Origin of the sequence: Oenococcus kitaharae, from assembly GCF_025758695.1 — a bacterium.
Lineage (GTDB): Bacteria > Bacillota > Bacilli > Lactobacillales > Lactobacillaceae > Oenococcus > Oenococcus kitaharae_A.
This window is the reverse complement of record NZ_JANJQP010000001.1, coordinates 122,980-141,366: the sequence shown is the minus strand read 5'-3', so window position 1 is coordinate 141,366 and position 18,387 is coordinate 122,980. Positions and strand designations below refer to the sequence as shown.

Here is an 18,387-nt window from a genome sequence, read left to right as displayed (position 1 = left end):
TCAATATTTTAATTAGTCTACCCTCAGCCGAGTTCAATTATCGAACATACAGACTCGCAATAACCGTCTGCTTCCTGCCATGTTTTCAAACCTAATACTGCTAATTGCTTACCATTATAGCTTACTTTTCAATTAAAGCCTTGATTTTGTCAACCTGATCCAATTTTTCCCATGGCAAATCAAGGTCTGAGCGCCCAAAGTGACCAAACGTTGCTGTCTGCAAATAAATCGGCCGGCGCAAATCAAGCTGATTAATAATGGCTAGTGGGCGAAAATCAAACAACTGATCAATAATTGCGTAAATTTGATCCAATGGCACTTTTTCGGTGCCGAAGGTATCAAGATTAATCGAGACCGGTTGAGCAACACCGATCGCATAGCCTACTTGAATTTCAATTTGTTCTGCCAAACCGGCTGCAACCAAATTTTTAGCAACATAACGGGCATAATAAGCACCAGAACGGTCCACTTTAGTAGCATCTTTACCAGAAAAGGCACCACCGCCATGATGGGCAGCACCGCCATAGGTATCGACAATAATTTTACGTCCGGTCAAACCCGAATCGGCTTGAGGGCCGCCCAAAGACCAAAGTCCAGCAGGATTAATAAAGAATTTCGTATTTTCATCGACCAGTTCATTAGGTAGAATCGGCGCAATCACATCCTCTGTGATACGTGCACGTAAATCTTCAAGCTCGATACCTTCAATATGCTGAGCTGACAAGACAACCGCAGAAATGCGTTTCGGTTTGCCATCATCCCCGTATTCAACGGAAACTTCGCCTTTGCCATCAGGACGCAAGTAACTGGCAGGACCACCTTTTTGACGGACAATCTTTAATTGTTTCATCAATTTATGTGATAACTGCAAAGCCAAAGGAATATAGTCGCTAGTCTCATTGTCAGCATAACCATAAATAATTCCCTGGTCGCCAGCACCGAGCTGATCAGGATCGTCATCTGCTTGACTAACAGCTTTGGAAATTTCTTTTGATTGTTCGACGATTTGATTGGAAATATTGACTGAATCATATGTAAACCCAAGTTTTGGTTCAACGTAACCAATATTTTTGATCGTTTGAGTCGCGATCTCACGTACATTGACATAAGCCGTGGTCGATAATTCTCCGAAAATCGACACATTACCTGTTGAAACCGTGACTTCAATCGCACTTCTTGCCATCGGATCCTGCTTTAAGACTTCATCTAAGATTGCATCGGCAATTTGGTCAGCAACTTTGTCCGGATGCCCAACGGCAACCGACTCGCTAGTAAAAAATTTTCTCATTATTCAAATTCTCTTTCCAACAAAAACAGACCGCAGGGCCTGTCTAGACCCTATCGTTTACCACAGGGGCACCTTACCAAAGCAGGTTGCCGGCAGATCATCGGGTGGTATCCCTAGCTGCACTCAAAATAGGTTTAACTGTTAATGTTAATTAAAGTGTAGCGAATTTCATTTATAATTGCTAATGATGGACTCGAAGAATTTGCAAAAAAATTTAGCCCACACAGATGCCGCTGCGAGAAGTTCGATGATACCAGCATCCGTGAAAAGCAATCACTTAAAGGGCAGAATATTTCCTCTGTTAATGACTTTATTGGCCTTTAACACGGCTTGGTGGCATTATTCTGATATTAATCTGGACATCAGCCAGTTGTTTGTGAGAAATAGCACCACTTGGCTTATACTCTTGTATACTGTGATGATCGCACTCGCATTTTTTGCAAGTTTTAGTCAAAACAGCTTTAAATTTTCCGGTTTGGTCCTAACTATTTTATCCGGTCTGCCAATCCTGTTCATAGGCAACCGGCTTGATTCTCGTGTTGCCGAGCTACTGCTGCTCATTTCGGCTTTCCTGCTGCTGCTGCAGATTCATGCCTTTAATTTAAAGTCTGTATACGGTATGCTGGCTTTTTCTTTTATGGCAGGTGCCGCTATCCCGACGGCTATCTTCTGTCTGCAAAATGGCCATGTCAACCGTGCATTTTTGTACTCTTTAATTCCACTCAGCATGACTTTCGCCTTCTTTTTAACGCCGATCTTCGTTCCCAAGGGCTTACTTAAAAGTGTTTTGTCCATGTTAATCGGACTGGCGTTAATTATTTATACGTTAACTGAAGCTGTGAATGTCTGGTTCTTTTTAAATCTGCTGGTGCTATTGGTCACCTGGGCCATTTTTATTAATCTAAAATTGAAAGCCAAATACCATTTGTCTATTTATCTCACGATGATGTTTCTGTCTATTTTGTTCTTGACAGCACAAATGAGTCTTTGAATCAGTTAGTCATCAGCAACTTGTCAATCATATCCAAAACACCATCATGATTATTGTCCAAATCAGTTTTCAAATTGATTTTTCGATGCATGGATGGATCCGCATTGGTCATCAAATAACCAGCCGGATAATTTTTCAGCATTTCCAAATCATTTTCATTATCACCAAAAGCCACCACTTGATCATCAGATACGCCCCAGCGCTGCTGCAAATATCTGAGTCCGGTGGCTTTATTTGTATTGGCCGCTAAAACGTCCACATTGCCAAAACCTGACCCAGTTGAATGAACCTCGTTGCCAAACACCTGCCGCAATCGACGAACCTGTTTGACCACATCGGCATTTTGCCATAGAAATGTGACCTCAAGAATCTTTTCACCCGCCTCCATCAATTTATCAATCTGTTTGATATCGTGATACCATTCAGAAATTGTCTTGATTAATTCAGGTGTCGCATGGTTGGACACATATGACCGGTATAGGCCGGTCAAAATAACAAAATTACCTTCGGAATCCGGATTTTCAGCATTCCAAGTGATAACCTTCTGAATCTGGTCATCAGATAGAAAGGCCGCATGCACGAGGGTATCCCGGTCGTATGAAGCAGCACCATTGGAAGAAACATAATTTATCTGATAACCGCGCTCTAAAATCGGTTGGAAAATCGACTGAAGATGAGAAAATTTATTTCCGGAAGCCGCAACAAATTTAATATTGCGTTTCTGCATTTCATCCAATTGCTCGCAAAAACGATCAATATCATAATTCTTATCGTCACTTAAAAAAGTGCCATCCATGTCGCTTGCAATCACTTTTAAATTCATGCACACCTCCAAAAATATATCGAATTATTTTAACACACGAGTTCGCGATTAATAAAAGTGTTCATGAATTAAAAAGTTTTCAGATATTGCCTTTAAGATCGAACATTAGTTCGTATTTATTCTAATATAATAGCATGGACGCAAAAATAATCAGTAACCAGGGCAGAATCATTTACGATGATCAAGATGAGGACAAGCTGATTGCCTATTATCATTTAAATGACTATTTTATGTCGCATCCGATTGGTCGAAAGACTGCAGATGCTTTCTACCCGGACTTCAGCCAGGATTCCTGGATTTTGAAGTATCCAAATATCATTGAACAATATGCACAGCCCGCTTTAGTCAAACGGCTGCACCAGCTCCAGCACAGCAATCCTTCCTAGATCAGCCACAACTATGGTTAGATTGTGCTAATATGATTTTGTAAGCGCTTGCTACTTTGTCGAACAAACACTTACAGCTTCAATTCAATTTAATGCTTGACCCGTAAGAATCAGTTCTAAAACTGTCCCTTCACTTCTTACGGGTTTTTATTTTTTTAAAAATTATGGTTCTGTCTTAGAATGCCGTTTGTGCTGGTCCAAAGCCTGCTGTTCCGTCATTTGGATGACACGCGATTTATTCGTATTGCTGGGCATGGCATCCTCGCTATACCAATAAACTGACGACTTGCCATTTCCCGTCACATATACAATACGTTGGTGAGGATCGGTAGAGGTATTAGGATTAGCAACTGGTTTGGAAGAAGAAATCACAGCTGCCTGCGAGTGGCCATTTGCTACAGTATTGACTGCCCGGCCGCTTTGATAATCTAATTTTGCGTTAGGACTCTGGTTGTTGAGATATACGAGCCTAGCATCGCCATTGCCTTCCTGCTCTTTTGCTGCATCCAATGTAATAGGCAAGGTTCTGCCTTGGTTATCAATACCGACATAAGCCAGACGAACTTGCCGAGGCACCAGCTCATTGCCTTGATAAAGCGGCGTCACTTGATAATCCAGATAATAATCAGGATGCAGGGACAACCAATTATCCAAGCCTTCTTCATAAAAAAGCATCGAGTCAGTATTTTCTACATCGGTACCAACATAGTTGCCAGTATTCAGCCAAGCAGTCTCAGCCACTAAATTCCGTCCCTCATCGTTAAGGCCGGAAAATTGATAACCAACCAAGTGGCCGCGGTTCATTAACCAGGCCATTTTTGTCTGTCCGTCATGACTTCTATAGAAGAAACGATAATTGTGCCAACCCGCAGGATCGTAATTTAAATATGGTTCTCTTTTTACAGCCGGTTCGTCACTATTGCGTAATTGAATATGTGAATTGCGTGCACGTCCTAAAGCGTCCAGACTGGCCAATTGGAGTTGTTTTTGATGACGAAAAGGCAAAGGTTTTTGGACAAAACCCTGAAAATCGTGGTTTTCATCTTTGACAACACTGACGGTCGAACTAGCGCTAGAAAATGTCTTCGATGACGCTTGTTTGCTTGCTTGAGACGAAGAAGACACAGTTGAAGAAAAGGCTTTGTCAGATTGATCAGCTTTTTTTCGAACTGTTGTCTGCGAGGGTTTATGTAAAGCTTGATCAGAATGACTGTCCGATAAGGCAGAAAGACTGAAAATAAACAGCAGCAAGCATGCAAAGATAACTAATCCTACATGAATTCGTCGAGCCTTCAATCCCGTTCTAAAAGCGGGCAAACAGCAAAGGCCTAGTACAATAATGGCAAACAGCAATAAAAATAGCATCATTTCCTCTAATAAAAAAATTATGCACTTTTATTAACAATCAAAGCAACAAATAATGTCAAAACATCTAGGCTAAGAGTAATTTAATCAGTAGAATCGCGCAAAGGGCTTGAAAAATCAAGGTCAAAAGACCGTAAGCTAAATACTTCTGTCCAGAAGCTTTAATCGTTTGCCATTTTAAGTTCAAACCAATACCGGCCAAGTTGACAACGCCAAAGAAACTAGAAATAGTCTTAGCACCGTCATTAACAAAATTTGGCAAAGACAGAAAAGAGTTGATTAGGACGAAAACAATAAAAGTCATCACAAACCAAGGGACCGACACTTTTTTAACTGCGTGAACAGCCACCTTTTCTTGTTCGCCTTGATCTTTTTTAGCCGCCATACGAGCAAACACAAAAACAACTACTGACAATAGAATCACGCGCAGCATCTTGAACAATGTCGCAAAAGTCACAACAGTCGGATTCACTAAAGCCGCAGTTCCAACAACTTGTCCGACAGACTGGACCGTTCCGCCAATTAAAGCTGAAATCAACAGATTTTGCTGACCAAACAGTGCCGGACCTAAAACTGGCAGAGCAAATAATAAAATAACCCCGCTCAAGGAAACGGTCGCGACTGCCGTACGCCTTTGATCATCGTCTGCACCAATGGCCGGAGCAACTGAAGCAATCGCACTCGATCCGCAGACAGCATTCCCGCTAGCCATCAGCATGGCTGATTTACTCGACACTCTAATCAAACGCTGCCCAATCCACATGACAAACAAAATCGTGGCCGTCATCTGCAGCACGATAAAAATAACACCTTGGATTCTTAAAGAAGCAATGGTCCGTAAAGTAACAGTCAGCCCCATCAAAGCAATGCCGATTTCGATTGGATACTTCTCAGCCCATTTCACGCCAGCCGACCATCTTGGCGCTGTAAAAATCGTATTGCCAACTAGAATACCCAGCAGCATTGCAATTGCTTCAGCTCCCAAATTCGGTAAAAAACGAGCCAAGAATCTTGCCGCACCAGACACAATTAAGGTGAGACAGATACCGCTGATCATATTTCTTTTAATTTTCATAAAAAAACACCAATAGCGTTATTGAAACACGATTGTATCCATTTGTAAAATAAATGTTTATAATGTTTACTATTAAAAATTTTAATGAAAGTGAGCCATGTTTAAACTATTAGAGAGTTTTATTGCCGTTTATGAAACACGAAATTTTTCCAAGGCTGCTGCGGAACTTTTTTTGTCCCAGCCAACGATCAGTGTGCGTATTAGCCGCCTCGAATCCCAATTAGATACAACTTTGTTTGATCGGAAAGGCCATACAGAAATTCAAGCGACAGAAAACGCTAAGCGTTTGTACCCAGCTGCTGTTAAGCTCATAGCAGACTGGCAGGCGGCGCAAAACATGATAGCTGATCATCAGCAGGCGAAGAAACTTTTTAAAATTGCTGCTTCCCATACAACGGCAACAACTCTGCTGCCAATGATTGTACGTGCTTTGATGCCCTATATTGATCAACTGCAGCTGGAAATCAGTTTGCATAACTCAGACGATATTTTGGCTATGATAGCTGAACACCAAGCGGACCTTGGATTGATTGAAAAGCCCAGTATTCAAGACGGTGTTTCCCGCCGTGAAATCGCCCGAGACCAATTAGTCCTGGCAGGCAACCTAAAAAGTCCTATCTGGCTGCTGCGAGAACAAGGATCCGGCGTTCTCCATTACACCCAACAATATTTACGCACGCAAAGTATCATACCGGAGCAAGTGATTCGCGTTAAAAGCAACACAATGATCGCAGCGTTGCTGGCAGAAGGCCTGGGAAAATCGATTATTTCAAAAGATACCTTAATTCCAGGCACGCCTTTTGTCGATATTGGTGAAGATTTTCATCGCTCTCTCTATCTGCTGACTCCTGAACACGCGCAAAATTCTGAAAATTCAGTCATCATCTCAAAGCTTTTGCGGGCAATACCAGACCATCAATCTCTATAAATGTTGCTTAACTCTCTTTTTTATCATGAAAAGTATGTTTAGAATGGAATTAGTTTTGATAAGCAAGTAATAAGGAGAAACAAGTATGGACGAAGCAAATCGATTTTTCAAATCACTTCTTTTTTTCATCAAACTTTTCCTAACAGTCGTCAGTCTTTGCATCACTTTTACGCTTGTTAGCCAAATTATCAGAAATTATTTATTCTTTTATCTAGTTGCAGCATATGGCGGCACTATTTTCGGGTTTTTCCCTTATCTGGCCGTCTTAAGCAGCTTGTTAAACATTTTCCAGCCTATTTGTCTTTTCATAGGATCGTCAAGATTCACCAAGACTTTCCTGTTTACGAGTGCCATCGTTAACTCTCTCGCTTTAATATTGCTAGCTCTTATTTGGCACCAAGTCTTCTTTGTCGCCTTCTTGAATATGATTATTACTGCGCTAGAGGTTGCAACTTTTTATTCTCGTGCTACGTTCGCTTATCAATCAAATAAATAAATTAACAGCTTGCCGATTAAAAAATATGCATTATCATAATTTTTCTAAATGCCACAGACCTTGCTCTGCCTGCAAATAAAAAATCTCGCTCTCATCTTTAAAATTAGCTTTACGATAGACATGATGTGCCGCTGGGTTATCACTCTCAACGGCCAGCTTAAAAGAATGATGCCGTACAGCTGCAAGTTGCTGCGTTAATTGAGCGATAAATCGACTGCCCAGTCCCTGACCTCGATAGTTCTTAGCGATAAACAACCCGAATAAATAATCATACTCACCAAAATCCACGGCACAATAACCAATCAACTTGCCTTGATAACGACAGACATAACCGCAGCTGCTATGAGACTGAAGATTTTCGGTTAAATAGCGGTTAGCTTCTTCCTTGTTACTATCTGGAAAAGCGTCTACGTAGGCCGGCAAAAGGGCCGGAATGTCAGCTGCCTGCAGTGCAGCCACATCAAGATCCGTATCCCTTTCATGGTGACTATTAACTTTTAGCGTCATCTGAAATTCACTCACGGGGTCGGCAGCCAGTTCTGTATTGGCTAAGAAATTTGGTGCGGCCGTTAAAAACGCCTTCTCGACCAAAAACTCGGCATCATGATAACCATATTGCTGCAAAACGGGCCGAGCCGCCTGCCACAATTGTTTGGCTACACCCTGTCGGCGCCAAGCCGGCACAACATTTAAGGTCACATCGACACTGCCGCTAGAATCTTCATCAGCGTAGAGTGTTAACAAACCAATTAGTTCTTGCCCATTCAGAGCCAAAAAGAGAGCCGGCATGTCCGAAAAATAATTGAAACGATTGCTTAAATAAGGATCGCGAAATGTCTGATCGTACTCGTGCACTTTGCTGATCAGATGTTGGACCGCCACTTCTTGTTGTGGATTAGGTTTTGTTGTTGAAATAATTACGATATTTTCTGCCATGATATTCCTTGACGAATAGCTTAACAAAAAACGGACCGAAGTCCGTTTTTCAAACATATTGATCAAAAAATTACTTTAATAACGTAAATCCGCCATTCCAGCTGATTTTTTCAGAGGCAGCCAAGGTCATTTGGAAGAAACCAATTTCTTCCAATTCTTTGGCACGCTTTAATGAACCTGCATCCACAACAGCCAAATTACTGCCGGATAAAGCTTGTGCAATAGTTTCCTTGGCCGCATCATGATCGGAAGCCAGCAGCACCGTGGTTGTTTGTGCATCTCCTATTTTTTTGCTTAACAAAGTCGAAGCAAAATTCGTATTGAAGCCCTTAACAATTTTTGCATCAGGCAATAGTTGAGCCAATTCCTGTGCTGCCGAACTATCAGTTGGGACTGTCAGGCTATCAAAGGTATCGAAATTCACTGGATTTGTAATATCGATGACGATTTTACCGACCAATTGTGCGACATACTTTTCGGCAATGTCTTTCAAAGCTGGATAAGGAACAGCTAAAACGACGATGTCCCCCAAGGTCTCCGGCCGATCACTATGTCCCAGATATGTCACTGCATTACCGCCATCAGCAAAATTTCCGCCGATCGCTTTGCCCATATTGCCTTTACCAAAAATTGTTATTTCTGTCATTAGAATTTACTCCTGTTTTTTATTTTTACTTACTATTTGATAGTAAGTCATTCATTACCAAAAGTAAATCGGATTTGATTGGAAATTTCAAAAATACGATAAAACTTCACTTCTCCTTCACAAGCGTGCTTATGATATGCTGCATAATTAAATGGTGCAGCAATTAACAGACGCAATTCTCAGAAAATATAAAAAAAATTGGGAAAAATTCTTCGTTATCGCCATCAGCGGTTCTGTTTCAGTTGGCAAAAGCACAATCGCCAAACAACTGGCTGAGTCATTGAAAAAAAGTTTTCCTGGCCTAACCCTATCGATTATGTCAGTCGATTCCTTTATTTATCCAAATCGTGTTTTACAAGAGCGCGGGATTTTCAACCAGAAAGGTTTTCCGGAAAGCTACGATTTAAAAGCATTGTCATCCAAAATCGCCGAGCTGCGATCTGGAAACGATCAGATCGAAATTCCCTTGTACAGGCAGGAAATCAATGATATTGATGCTTCACGGACTGTCATTGTAAAGCGGCCTAAGATTTTAATCGTAGAAGGCGTGACGGCTTTAAGGCTTAAAAAAACTGACTATGCCATCTATATTGATGCTGACGAAAAAAACATTTATCAGTGGTTTTTAAAACGGACTTTGTCTTTTATCCGGGAAAATCGGCAAATTCCAGGAAGCTTTTATTATTCCCTGTCAAAAAAACCTGTCACAGAAATTATGTCCTTGATCCAGCAAACATGGACACAAACAAATCTTAAAAACCTGAAAACCTATATTGAACCTCAAAAATCCAATGCTGACGCCATTATTCATAAAAAGCAGAATCATGAAATTGATCGGATTATATTTCAAAAATAGGGCGATTTTAAGCCGCGTATAATTGAAAATAGGATCAGTAAAGGAAAGCCAATGTTTCAAAATAAACATATTTTATTAATTGTCAGCGGCAGTATCGCAGCCTATAAGTCCGCCTATTTTTTAAGACTACTGATAAAACAAGGCGCTCAAGTGCGCGTGTCTATGACACAAGCGGCAGAAAAGTTTGTTAGTCCACTGACTTTTGCAACATTAAGCCGTTTTCCAGTACTCACTGATATTTTTCAGGCAAAAGATGGCAGTGTGCCACATATCGAATGGGCACAGTGGGCTGATTATATTTTCGTCCTGCCGGCAAGTGCTGATATCATCGCTAAAATTGCCAATGGCATCGCTGACGACACAGCCTCAACGATCATGCTGGCCAGCCAGGCCAAGAAAATCTTCGCGCCCGCAATGAACGATCAGATGTGGAATAACCCTGCCACGGTCCGCAATATTCAGCAGCTGAAAAGAGACGGTATTCTCATTATCGACCCAGTCGATGGCTTCTTAGCTGAAGGTTACGAAGCTAAGGGTCGTTTACCCGAACCCGAGGATATCTTAGAGCAAGCACAGATACGCCTTTTGGCAGAAAAGGGCTCTTTGCAAGGTAAAAATATCCTGATTACGGCTGGCGGCACGCGAGAAGCTATTGATCCAGTCCGTTATATCAGCAACCGGTCGTCAGGAAAAATGGGCTACGCACTGGCACAAGCAGCCGCTGAGGCCGGTGCCAAAGTCACTCTGATTGCAACTCAAATCCGCCATCTGCCCTATTCAGTATCTTTGATTAAGGTAGAAAATGCCCAAGAGATGCTGCAAGTAGTCCAAGAAAAATTCCCCCAACAAGATATTTTCATCTCGGCCGCAGCTGTTTCTGATTATCGGGTTGTCCATCCTGCCAAAGAAAAAATTAAAAAAACAGGAAAAAATGGCCTAACACTTGTTTTGCAGCAGAATCCCGATATCTTAGCCGATGCTGGTTCACACAAAACAGATCATCAATTCGTTGTCGGCTTTGCGGCGGAAACGCAGAATTTAGCGGCTTATGCACAGGAAAAACTGGTGAAAAAGCATGCTGATATGATTGTCGCAAATGATGTCTCAAGTACAGCATCTGGATTTAACAGCGATCAAAATCAAGTCACAATTTTTCAAAACAAAAAAGCAGCCATTAACCTGCCCTTGCAAAATAAGCTGAAACTAGCGCGCGGTATTATGGCTGAAATTTCAAATAGTATTCAATAAGCGATTATTCCCGCTTTTTTTTGATTTTCGTATAAACATAAATAGTGGCAAACACAGCAACTATCACAGCAGCGGTTTCTAAAATCGTCTGAAATATTTGTCCGACAATCGATAACTGCCCTTTTTTATGTTGATTAGTCAACAACAAAGTTGGCTCAGTGGAGCTGACAGAGGTTGTATTACCTAAGGTTAACTGCGAGCTCTGTAAGGCCGAAGATGCTGCAGCTGAACTAGATTTGTTTTTTTTAGAAGCAGCGACCGAACCGCTTTGCTTACTGGCTGGATCCGGCCGTGAACTCGCAGCTGTACTGCTATTAATTTTTGCATAGATAAAGACAACCAGCTGGCCCTGTTGACTCAGCTGACCACTTGTCTGTCCTCTAACTTCCTGAAAATAGTAGCCGTCAATATTTTTTCTAACCGCTGTATAACTATCACCGATCTGTCCCTGAATCAGGCTGCTTTGAGAAATACTCTGACCTCTAGCGTCAACATATTGGACTGTCACTGGTGCAGCTGCAGAGGATTGGCTATCGAAAGACAAATTAAAGAGAAGGCTAAACGGTCCAGTGAAACCATCAATTTGGATCGGTAATGATACACCGCCTTGATAACTGCTCCCTGATTCCCTAAAGGCGTAGTTCTGGTCGGACAAATCTCTATAAGATACTGAGTCTGGATTGTTCAAAGTAAAATCAATCTGAGTGCCGTCATCTGAGGGCTTAGCCGTGTAGGAAATATTTGAATCTGTAAATCCAGTCAAATGGCTGCCTTCACCCTGAATTTTCCAATTTTCATCCAGATTCGGGATACCTAAATTCGCAGTCGAAATTTGAAAATGACGATAGTTAGCAGGATTCAGGTGCAGAGCCGCATTCGAGCGCCAAATAGTCAACGGAGCGATCTCAATCGACTTAAATTCTTTTAGCGAAGCAAATTGAAAACCACTGGGAAAAATTAGTCGTAAATCGTGGGCCAAGACTAAGGTTGTCTTGCTTTGAAAATCTTTGGCTGTGCCAAACCATTGTGACCAAGAAAACGACCCTGATTTATTCCAAAGGGCTTCGTTATTTTTATCTGCTAAAACTTCAATGCGAATTGATCTAAAATATTCCAGCCCAGCTGTGCTCGTGATTTGCAGAAACTGATCAGTCGGAATCGTGATATCAGTGTTCGAACAATCAGCTAAGGTAATCGATCCAATTGGCTTACTCTTTCGAATGGTTTGGACAGCAATTTTTTGAATAACGGGATCAAGATTGAGGTTTTCGATTGGTGTGTTTTCATCCATCGCCGAATCAGTTTGACCCGGAGCTGGGGTCTGCGGTGCTAATGGCACAGAGGGTGCAGATGGTCTTGTGCTGCCTGTAGATTCAGCTTGTATAGACTTTGTTGGTAAAAATAGATTGTTTAATAAAAAAATCAGCAGGAAAAATAAAATCCATCGAAGAAGATTTTCATAGTTGAATTTCCCTTGTCTAGTTGTGCGTGCTTTTACCCAAATCATGGCCAACTCGAAATCAAGTGAGATACGATTATCGTTTATTCTAACAAAAAAGAATTTCAAACAATTTACAGCATTATTTTATCGTGTAATAAACAGCAGTAAAATAATCGGCAGCCATGCAGCCATAACAATCGTATCCACCAGCCGCCAATGCATCACACGGAAACGCGTACGCTGCCGGCCATCTGTATAGCCACGCATAATCATCGCAGCTGCCAAGTCTTCGGCACGTTTAACACTATTCAAAAATAGCGGTGCCATCACAGGGATATACATTTTCATACGATGCAGCAGAGATCCGCGATTGAAAACTGCCCCTCTGGATTTTTGTGCATCCAAAATACTGGAGAATGTGGCAATCATTGTCGGCACGAAACGCAAAGCAATCGAGAGAGTCAGCGTGATATCATCGACCGGTAATTTTAAAATTTTCAAGGGTGAGAGGAAAAAGGCCAAAGTATCGCTAATGGCAATTGGTGAAGTTGTCAATAAGAACACAGTCATCGCAACAAGAGCCGTTAAAAAACGGAGAAAAAAAATCACGCCGGTTTGAAGGCCCATCTGTGTCAGCTGTAAAAATCCCCAACTAAAAATAACTTGCCCGCCACGGCTGAAAAGCAGCTGAAGAACGGCCGTTAAAAAAATCATAAAAACAAAAAATCGAATACCGCGAAAGAAGAAGTTCAAATTCAGTCTGGCAAGTCTAATCGATAATAGACTAATAAGTAAAAAGAGAAACAGCCAAAGCCAAGAGGTTGTCAAAAGGTCCAAAGCAACGATCAACAAAACAGAAATCAACTTATTTCGCGCATCAAGATCGTGAATGAAAGATTTGCCAGGCATAAACTGGCCAAAAATAAAATCAGGCATGCGGCGTTGTTTCCTTTCCTGAGGGGTCTTGTGATAACGCTCGCTGTAAAAACGAAATCAGCTCTTTTTCACTAATGGGCAGCTTCTGGTTCGTGTATCCTGTCTTAGCAGCAAATCTGATGGCAAATGTGGTCACCTTCGGCAGGGCTAGGATTTTTTGAAAAACAAGTTCTTTTTCCTGGAACATGTCTTTGGGCGCTGCTTGTTTGACTAATTTTCCCTGCTGCATCAACAAAATTTGATCGGCGAATTCCGCTGCAGCGTCCATATCATGCGTTGCCATCAAAATCGTTAAATGTTTTTCCTGCTGCAATTTCTTAAATAATATCATCACGCGTTTGGCTGTCGAAGGATCCAAGCCTGCAGTCGGTTCATCTAAAAGCAGAATTTGAGGTTCAGTCGCTAAAACACCAGCCAAAGCCGCTAAACGCTGCTGGCCGCCGGATAAATTGATTGGCGATTGATTAAGAAGTGTCATATCAAAGCCCAACATCTCTAGTGTCTTTTTGGCAATCTGTTCGGCCGATGGCTTTGTTTGACCGAAATTTTCCGGCCCAAAAGCAACATCCTGCAGAACAGTTGGGGCAAACAATTGCGTTTCCGGAAATTGAAATAAAAAACCCACGTTTTTTCTCAAATCAGCCAAATCTTTTTCCGATGTCTTAGAGCTAATGATTTGATCGCCGACTATGACCTGGCCGCTGCTAGGCTTTAATAAACCGTTAATATGTTTTAAAAGCGTTGTCTTGCCGCTTCCTGTCTGTCCGAGCAAAGCTGTAAAAGAGCCGTCTGCCAGACGAAAACTGACATTTTTTAATAGCTGAAAAGCATTCGGTGTTTTCGATTGATAGCTGTAATTCACTTCTTTGAATACAATTGCCATAATTGATCTATCAACTCCTCTTCGCTTAAATAGCCCGATGGTAATGCTATTGATAAAGCCAATAAGTCGCGCTGAACTGTGCGGCTCAAGGGCAGTTCTATACCAAATCCTGACAGAGCCTGATCTTCAATGAGAATTTGCGACGGCCTGCCTTGTAAAGCAACGCCGCCATGATCCATCACAAGAATTTGATCGGCCAAAAATGTCTCTTCAATGTCATGCGTGACAGACAAAATCGTCATCCCAAAACGATTTTGAAGCTGTTTGACTAAAGCCAGTAAAGATTGTCTTCCTATCGGATCGATCATACTGGTTGCCTCATCTAAAATAATCAGGTCAGAATGTAAAGCCAGTACGCCGGCCAAAGCAACACGCTGTTTTTGTCCTCCGGATAAACGCGCCGGCTCCCAGTCGTAAAAATCCAGCATCCCCACATTTTCCAAAGCCTCTTTGACTCTCTGTTCCATGTGGCCACGGCTTAAGTCTAAATTTTCCAAGCCAAAAGCAACATCATCAGCGACAGTCGGTCCGACAAATTGATTATCGGGATTCTGCAAAACGAGACCGATATGCAAACGTATCTTGTCTACAGTATCTTCACTCAAAACCCGGCCAAACAGGCTAATCGCATCCTGTGATTTATTTTCTAATAGGCCAGTAAGAAGTTTGATCAAGGTAGATTTACCGCTGCCGTTTCGGCCAACAATTGTCGTCCAACTGCCCTTTTCAACAGACAGGCTGAGGTGGTCTAACGTCATACTATCGTGCTGAGCGTAGCGGAATGATAAATTTTTTACTTCGATCAGAGCGTCAGCCAATCTTATTCCTCCTGCTTTTTATAAGAACTTCAATCAGCTTTGTGGACATACTGATAGAGTGGTAATGCAATGACCGGTGTCACAATGGCAGCTAAAATAGCTTCTGGAATGCCATTAGTCCCAATGACAGTCAACAGCAGTCCGCCAATCAGCGAAGGATTAGCCACCCCATATGCACTAGCGACTTCCGGCGTGCGGTAAAACAGATAAATCATACCCAAAACCAGTACAGTATTAGTCAATGCACCCGCTAACCCAGCCAGCATCATAGCAAAGGCTTTTTTAACCCGGATCTTGGTTAAGAAAATAAATAAATAAGCAGCCACAATTGCGATCAGAATTCGCGGCAGAATAGCAATCAGTGGATTCGTGAAAATTAGCGGCTCAACCGGGCTGGTCGGGGCAGCAAAGGCACGAATTAACGAAAGCAGTCCCCAGACTCCGCCTAAAATACCGCCCGGCAAAGGTCCTAAGACAATTGCCGCAATGATGACCGTAATGTGAATGGTTGTCAAACTTAATGGCCCGATCGGAATATAACCGAACAAAGGAACGAAATTTTGAATCAGAATAAAGGCGATAAACAGTGCCAAAATAGCTAGTTTAAAAGCTCTGGTCTTTCTAATCATCTGAATACTCCTCTAGCATGGCTTTTTTATCATGCAGCCGCCTTGCCGCCAGTCTTGATGATCAAAAAGATCTTAAGAACCGGTCAATCATTATCATACAATATCCGAGATAGGCAAAACACTTCATATGAAGAAGCGGTTATCGGCTTAGCTGTCTGCGCCATGCTCGTCCAAACTTACCAGCCAATAAGTGATTTTGATTGTCATATTTTCAGACTATACTAGTGGCGAAAAGAAAAAATGGAGGGAAATCATGACTGAAAAAACAACATCGGAAATTAAAATTCCCAAAGAAATGGCTGCTTGGGAAATCATTCAAAACGGTCCAATAGTTGGTCCCACAGCACCGATTCGTTTTGTAAAACGGCCAGTACCCATCCCCGGCCCAGGTGAAGTCCTGGTCAAAGTGATTGTCTGCGGCATCTGCCGAACCGATCTGCATGTAATCGAAGGCGACCTGCCGATTCATCGTCAGAATCTGATTCCAGGCCACCAGATTATCGGCAAAGTGGTCAAAGAAGGACCTGGCGCCAGCCGTTTTGCGATTGGTGACCGGATTGGAATTCCTTGGCTGCGTCATACTTGCGGTGTCTGCAAATACTGCCGTTCTGGTCGAGAAAATCTATGTAAAAAATCAGTCTACACAGGCTGGGATGCTGACGGCGGGTACGCTGAGTATGCAACCGTTCCTGAAGGCTATGCCTACCGCATCCCTCATCAATTCGACTCGCAGGCAGCAGCACCACTTTTGTGTGCCGGAATTATTGGCTATCGTGCTTTGAAACGGGCGCAAATTCCCGCTGGTGGCAGTTTGGGTATCTATGGATTTGGCAATTCAGCACACTTGACAGCACAGTTGGCGATTGCTCAAGGTACACAGGTTCACGTCTTTACGCGGGGCGAAGATGCGAAAAAATTCGCTTTGAGTTTGGGAGCTGCTTCTGCGCAAGGTGATTTAGATCCATCACCCGTGCCTTTGGATTCAGCAATTATTTTTGCGCCAGTCGGTGACTTGATTCCGGCCGCCTTAACAGCTGTCGCACCAGGAGGTACGGTTGTTTCGGCTGGTATTCATATGAGCGACATCCACGACTTGAATTATGAAAAACATCTTTTTCATGAAAAATCTGTAACCAGTGTCGAAAGCAACACCCGCCGAGACGGTGAAGAATTCCTGACTTTGGCCTCGCGGCTGGATATTTATCCAACAATTCATAAATACGCTTTAAAAGATGCCTTAAAAGCGCTGATAAGAGTTTCTAAGGGCGATGCTGCTGGCGCTTGTGTGCTGCAGATAAGTTCCGAAAATTAAAACGCGTTATCAGCAAAGCCGATTACAAATCGCTTCATGATAGAATCAAAGTAATTAAAGATATATTTAGGTTGAAGCCGCTGCTTTCAAGAATTTTTTCTGGTTGGGTTACCAGGAATTTTTGATTGTCAGTGGTTTTTTATATTAAGGAGCGGAAAATGGCATTTTTAGGAATCTTATGTTTGATTTTATTCATGACAACGCTGGCTGGGCAGCTCAGTGCCAAAGCCAATTTGCCAGTCGTGATAGGCCAATTAATCGTGGGTGTTGTCATTGGGCCGGCCCTTTTGAATTGGGTTCAGCCGAATAACTTAACTCAAATATTTTCTGAAATTGGTGTTGTGATTCTCATGTTTATGGCCGGCTTAGAAAGCGATCTGCATTTATTGAGGCGTTTTATAAAACCAAGTCTGCTAGTTGCAGTGACAGGCATGTTGCTGCCACTAATCAGTTTTTATGCGATTGGTGAACTTTTTGGTCTGGACCACAGAGAAAGCCTGTTTTTAGCTTTAATTTTTTCAGCAACCTCCGTCTCCATCACAGTCGAAGTACTCAAAGAAATGAATCGCCTTAGCAGCCGCGAAGGCATTACGATTTTAGGCGCGGCCGTTGCAGATGACATCTTGTCAGTCATTTTATTAAGTCTAATTAGCGGCGATTCAGGCACATCAAACATTTTGAAAACGATCATCGGTCAAATCGTATTCTTTATCATCCTCCTCGCAGCAGCCCGTTGGCTGATTCCACAATTAATGAAATGGAGCGGCGTTTTTGATCTGCGTGTGTCTGAAGTCCTCATGGCTTTGATTCTGTGTCTTGCTTTTAGTTATCTAGCCGAACTGATGGGCCTTAGCAGTGTGATTGGGGCTTTTTTCTCAGGAATTGCCATCGGGCAGACTCCCTTTAAGCAAACTATCAATGAAGGTATCCAGCCAATCGGGTATGCCCTGTTTATTCCCGTGTTTTTCGTCAGTATCGGTTTAGATTTGCGATTAACCGGTCTTGTTCAGGATTCGTTTTTCTTTATTATCCTCACGATCGCTGCTGTACTCAGCAAAACACTGGGAGCGGCTTTTGGTGCGCGCCTGTTTGCTTTTTCTTATCGCAGCTCGCTAATGATTGGCTTTGGCATGGTATCGCGTGGCGAAATGGCTTTAATTATTGCTCAAATCGGCTTTCATAGTAAACTGCTCTCTAATGATCGTTATTCAGCCGTGATCGCTGCCATTTTTGCCGCCACCCTGATTGCGCCATTTTTATTAAAAGCAATCATCGGCCACCAACAACAAAATGTCTAATTGCTATAATTTGTAATTAATAGGGGAGGAGA

General features: G+C 42.3%; 19 protein-coding genes. 8 read left to right on the top strand and 11 right to left on the bottom strand.

The features are described 5' to 3' along the window. Positions 1-121 precede the first annotated feature (121 nt). Positions 122-1,288, bottom strand: a complete 1,167-nt coding sequence (metK, locus tag NRF22_RS00770; RefSeq protein WP_263778725.1) for a methionine adenosyltransferase — start codon at positions 1,286-1,288, stop codon at positions 122-124. Between the two features lie 187 nt (positions 1,289-1,475). On the opposite strand from metK, the gene NRF22_RS00765 reads away from it, so the two are divergent. Further along, complete coding sequence (locus NRF22_RS00765; RefSeq protein ID WP_263778724.1) at positions 1,476-2,279, top strand: hypothetical protein; 804 nt, start codon at positions 1,476-1,478, stop codon at positions 2,277-2,279. Position 2,280: 1 nt separating this feature from the next. Here the strand turns inward: NRF22_RS00765 and NRF22_RS00760 are convergent, their stop codons facing one another. Beyond that, the gene (locus tag NRF22_RS00760; RefSeq protein WP_263778723.1) at positions 2,281-3,102 is read right to left on the bottom strand and encodes an HAD-IIB family hydrolase; all 822 of its coding nucleotides are present in this window, start codon (positions 3,100-3,102) and stop codon (positions 2,281-2,283) included. A 134-nt stretch (positions 3,103-3,236) separates the two neighbouring features. Here NRF22_RS00760 and NRF22_RS00755 point away from each other — a divergent pair, with 134 nt between their 5' ends. Continuing rightward, complete coding sequence (locus NRF22_RS00755) at positions 3,237-3,488, top strand: hypothetical protein (RefSeq protein WP_263778722.1); 252 nt, start codon at positions 3,237-3,239, stop codon at positions 3,486-3,488. 162 nt (positions 3,489-3,650) lie between these two features. On the opposite strand, the gene NRF22_RS00750 is transcribed toward NRF22_RS00755, so the two are convergent. Next, complete coding sequence (locus NRF22_RS00750) at positions 3,651-4,856, bottom strand: DNA/RNA non-specific endonuclease (RefSeq protein ID WP_263778721.1); 1,206 nt, start codon at positions 4,854-4,856, stop codon at positions 3,651-3,653. A gap of 64 nt (positions 4,857-4,920) precedes the next feature. Then, on the bottom strand, positions 4,921-5,928 hold the full coding sequence (locus NRF22_RS00745; RefSeq protein ID WP_263778720.1) for a YeiH family protein: 1,008 nt from the start codon (positions 5,926-5,928) through the stop codon (positions 4,921-4,923). A 97-nt stretch (positions 5,929-6,025) separates the two neighbouring features. On the opposite strand from NRF22_RS00745, the gene NRF22_RS00740 reads away from it, so the two are divergent. After that, entirely contained in the window at positions 6,026-6,856 is an 831-nt protein-coding gene (locus NRF22_RS00740; protein WP_263778719.1) for a LysR family transcriptional regulator, read from the top strand. Positions 6,857-6,941: 85 nt separating this feature from the next. Continuing rightward, positions 6,942-7,352 (top strand): hypothetical protein, encoded by a 411-nt coding sequence (locus NRF22_RS00735; protein WP_263778718.1) that lies wholly within the window; start codon positions 6,942-6,944, stop codon positions 7,350-7,352. 33 nt (positions 7,353-7,385) lie between these two features. On the opposite strand, the gene NRF22_RS00730 is transcribed toward NRF22_RS00735, so the two are convergent. Together NRF22_RS00730 and NRF22_RS00725 are read right to left on the bottom strand one after the other, a co-directional pair. After that, positions 7,386-8,288 (bottom strand): GNAT family N-acetyltransferase, encoded by a 903-nt coding sequence (locus NRF22_RS00730; protein WP_263778717.1) that lies wholly within the window; start codon positions 8,286-8,288, stop codon positions 7,386-7,388. Between the two features lie 70 nt (positions 8,289-8,358). Then, on the bottom strand, positions 8,359-8,934 hold the full coding sequence (locus NRF22_RS00725; RefSeq protein ID WP_263778716.1) for an NADPH-dependent F420 reductase: 576 nt from the start codon (positions 8,932-8,934) through the stop codon (positions 8,359-8,361). A 151-nt stretch (positions 8,935-9,085) separates the two neighbouring features. On the opposite strand from NRF22_RS00725, the gene NRF22_RS00720 reads away from it, so the two are divergent. Both NRF22_RS00720 and coaBC read left to right on the top strand, forming a co-directional pair. Then, positions 9,086-9,790 carry a type I pantothenate kinase gene (locus NRF22_RS00720; protein WP_263778715.1) on the top strand — a complete coding sequence of 235 codons (705 nt, stop codon included), beginning with the start codon at positions 9,086-9,088 and terminating at the stop codon, positions 9,788-9,790. A gap of 51 nt (positions 9,791-9,841) precedes the next feature. Continuing rightward, a complete protein-coding gene (coaBC, locus tag NRF22_RS00715) occupies positions 9,842-11,038 on the top strand; it encodes a bifunctional phosphopantothenoylcysteine decarboxylase/phosphopantothenate--cysteine ligase CoaBC (RefSeq protein WP_263778714.1) in 1,197 nt (398 codons plus the stop codon). Positions 11,039-11,042: 4 nt separating this feature from the next. Here the strand turns inward: coaBC and NRF22_RS00710 are convergent, their stop codons facing one another. The 5 genes from NRF22_RS00710 to NRF22_RS00690 all read right to left on the bottom strand — a co-directional run bounded on the left by NRF22_RS00710 (position 11,043) and on the right by NRF22_RS00690 (position 15,745). After that, complete coding sequence (locus NRF22_RS00710) at positions 11,043-12,545, bottom strand: MucBP domain-containing protein (protein ID WP_263778713.1); 1,503 nt, start codon at positions 12,543-12,545, stop codon at positions 11,043-11,045. Positions 12,546-12,623: 78 nt separating this feature from the next. Then, complete coding sequence (locus tag NRF22_RS00705) at positions 12,624-13,415, bottom strand: energy-coupling factor transporter transmembrane component T family protein (protein ID WP_263778712.1); 792 nt, start codon at positions 13,413-13,415, stop codon at positions 12,624-12,626. Next, positions 13,408-14,298 (bottom strand): ATP-binding cassette domain-containing protein, encoded by an 891-nt coding sequence (locus tag NRF22_RS00700; RefSeq protein ID WP_263778711.1) that lies wholly within the window; start codon positions 14,296-14,298, stop codon positions 13,408-13,410. The genes NRF22_RS00705 and NRF22_RS00700 overlap by 8 nt, the downstream gene beginning before the upstream one ends. Then, on the bottom strand, positions 14,274-15,116 hold the full coding sequence (locus tag NRF22_RS00695; protein WP_263778710.1) for an energy-coupling factor transporter ATPase: 843 nt from the start codon (positions 15,114-15,116) through the stop codon (positions 14,274-14,276). Before NRF22_RS00695 ends, NRF22_RS00700 begins: the two co-directional genes overlap by 25 nt. A 29-nt stretch (positions 15,117-15,145) precedes the next feature. Continuing rightward, on the bottom strand, positions 15,146-15,745 hold the full coding sequence (locus NRF22_RS00690; protein WP_263778709.1) for an ECF transporter S component: 600 nt from the start codon (positions 15,743-15,745) through the stop codon (positions 15,146-15,148). Between the two features lie 253 nt (positions 15,746-15,998). Here NRF22_RS00690 and NRF22_RS00685 point away from each other — a divergent pair, with 253 nt between their 5' ends. Both NRF22_RS00685 and NRF22_RS00680 read left to right on the top strand, forming a co-directional pair. Beyond that, positions 15,999-17,057 (top strand): zinc-dependent alcohol dehydrogenase family protein, encoded by a 1,059-nt coding sequence (locus tag NRF22_RS00685; RefSeq protein WP_263778707.1) that lies wholly within the window; start codon positions 15,999-16,001, stop codon positions 17,055-17,057. Between the two features lie 158 nt (positions 17,058-17,215). Next, positions 17,216-18,355, top strand: a complete 1,140-nt coding sequence (locus tag NRF22_RS00680; RefSeq protein WP_263778705.1) for a cation:proton antiporter — start codon at positions 17,216-17,218, stop codon at positions 18,353-18,355. Positions 18,356-18,387 lie beyond the last annotated feature (32 nt).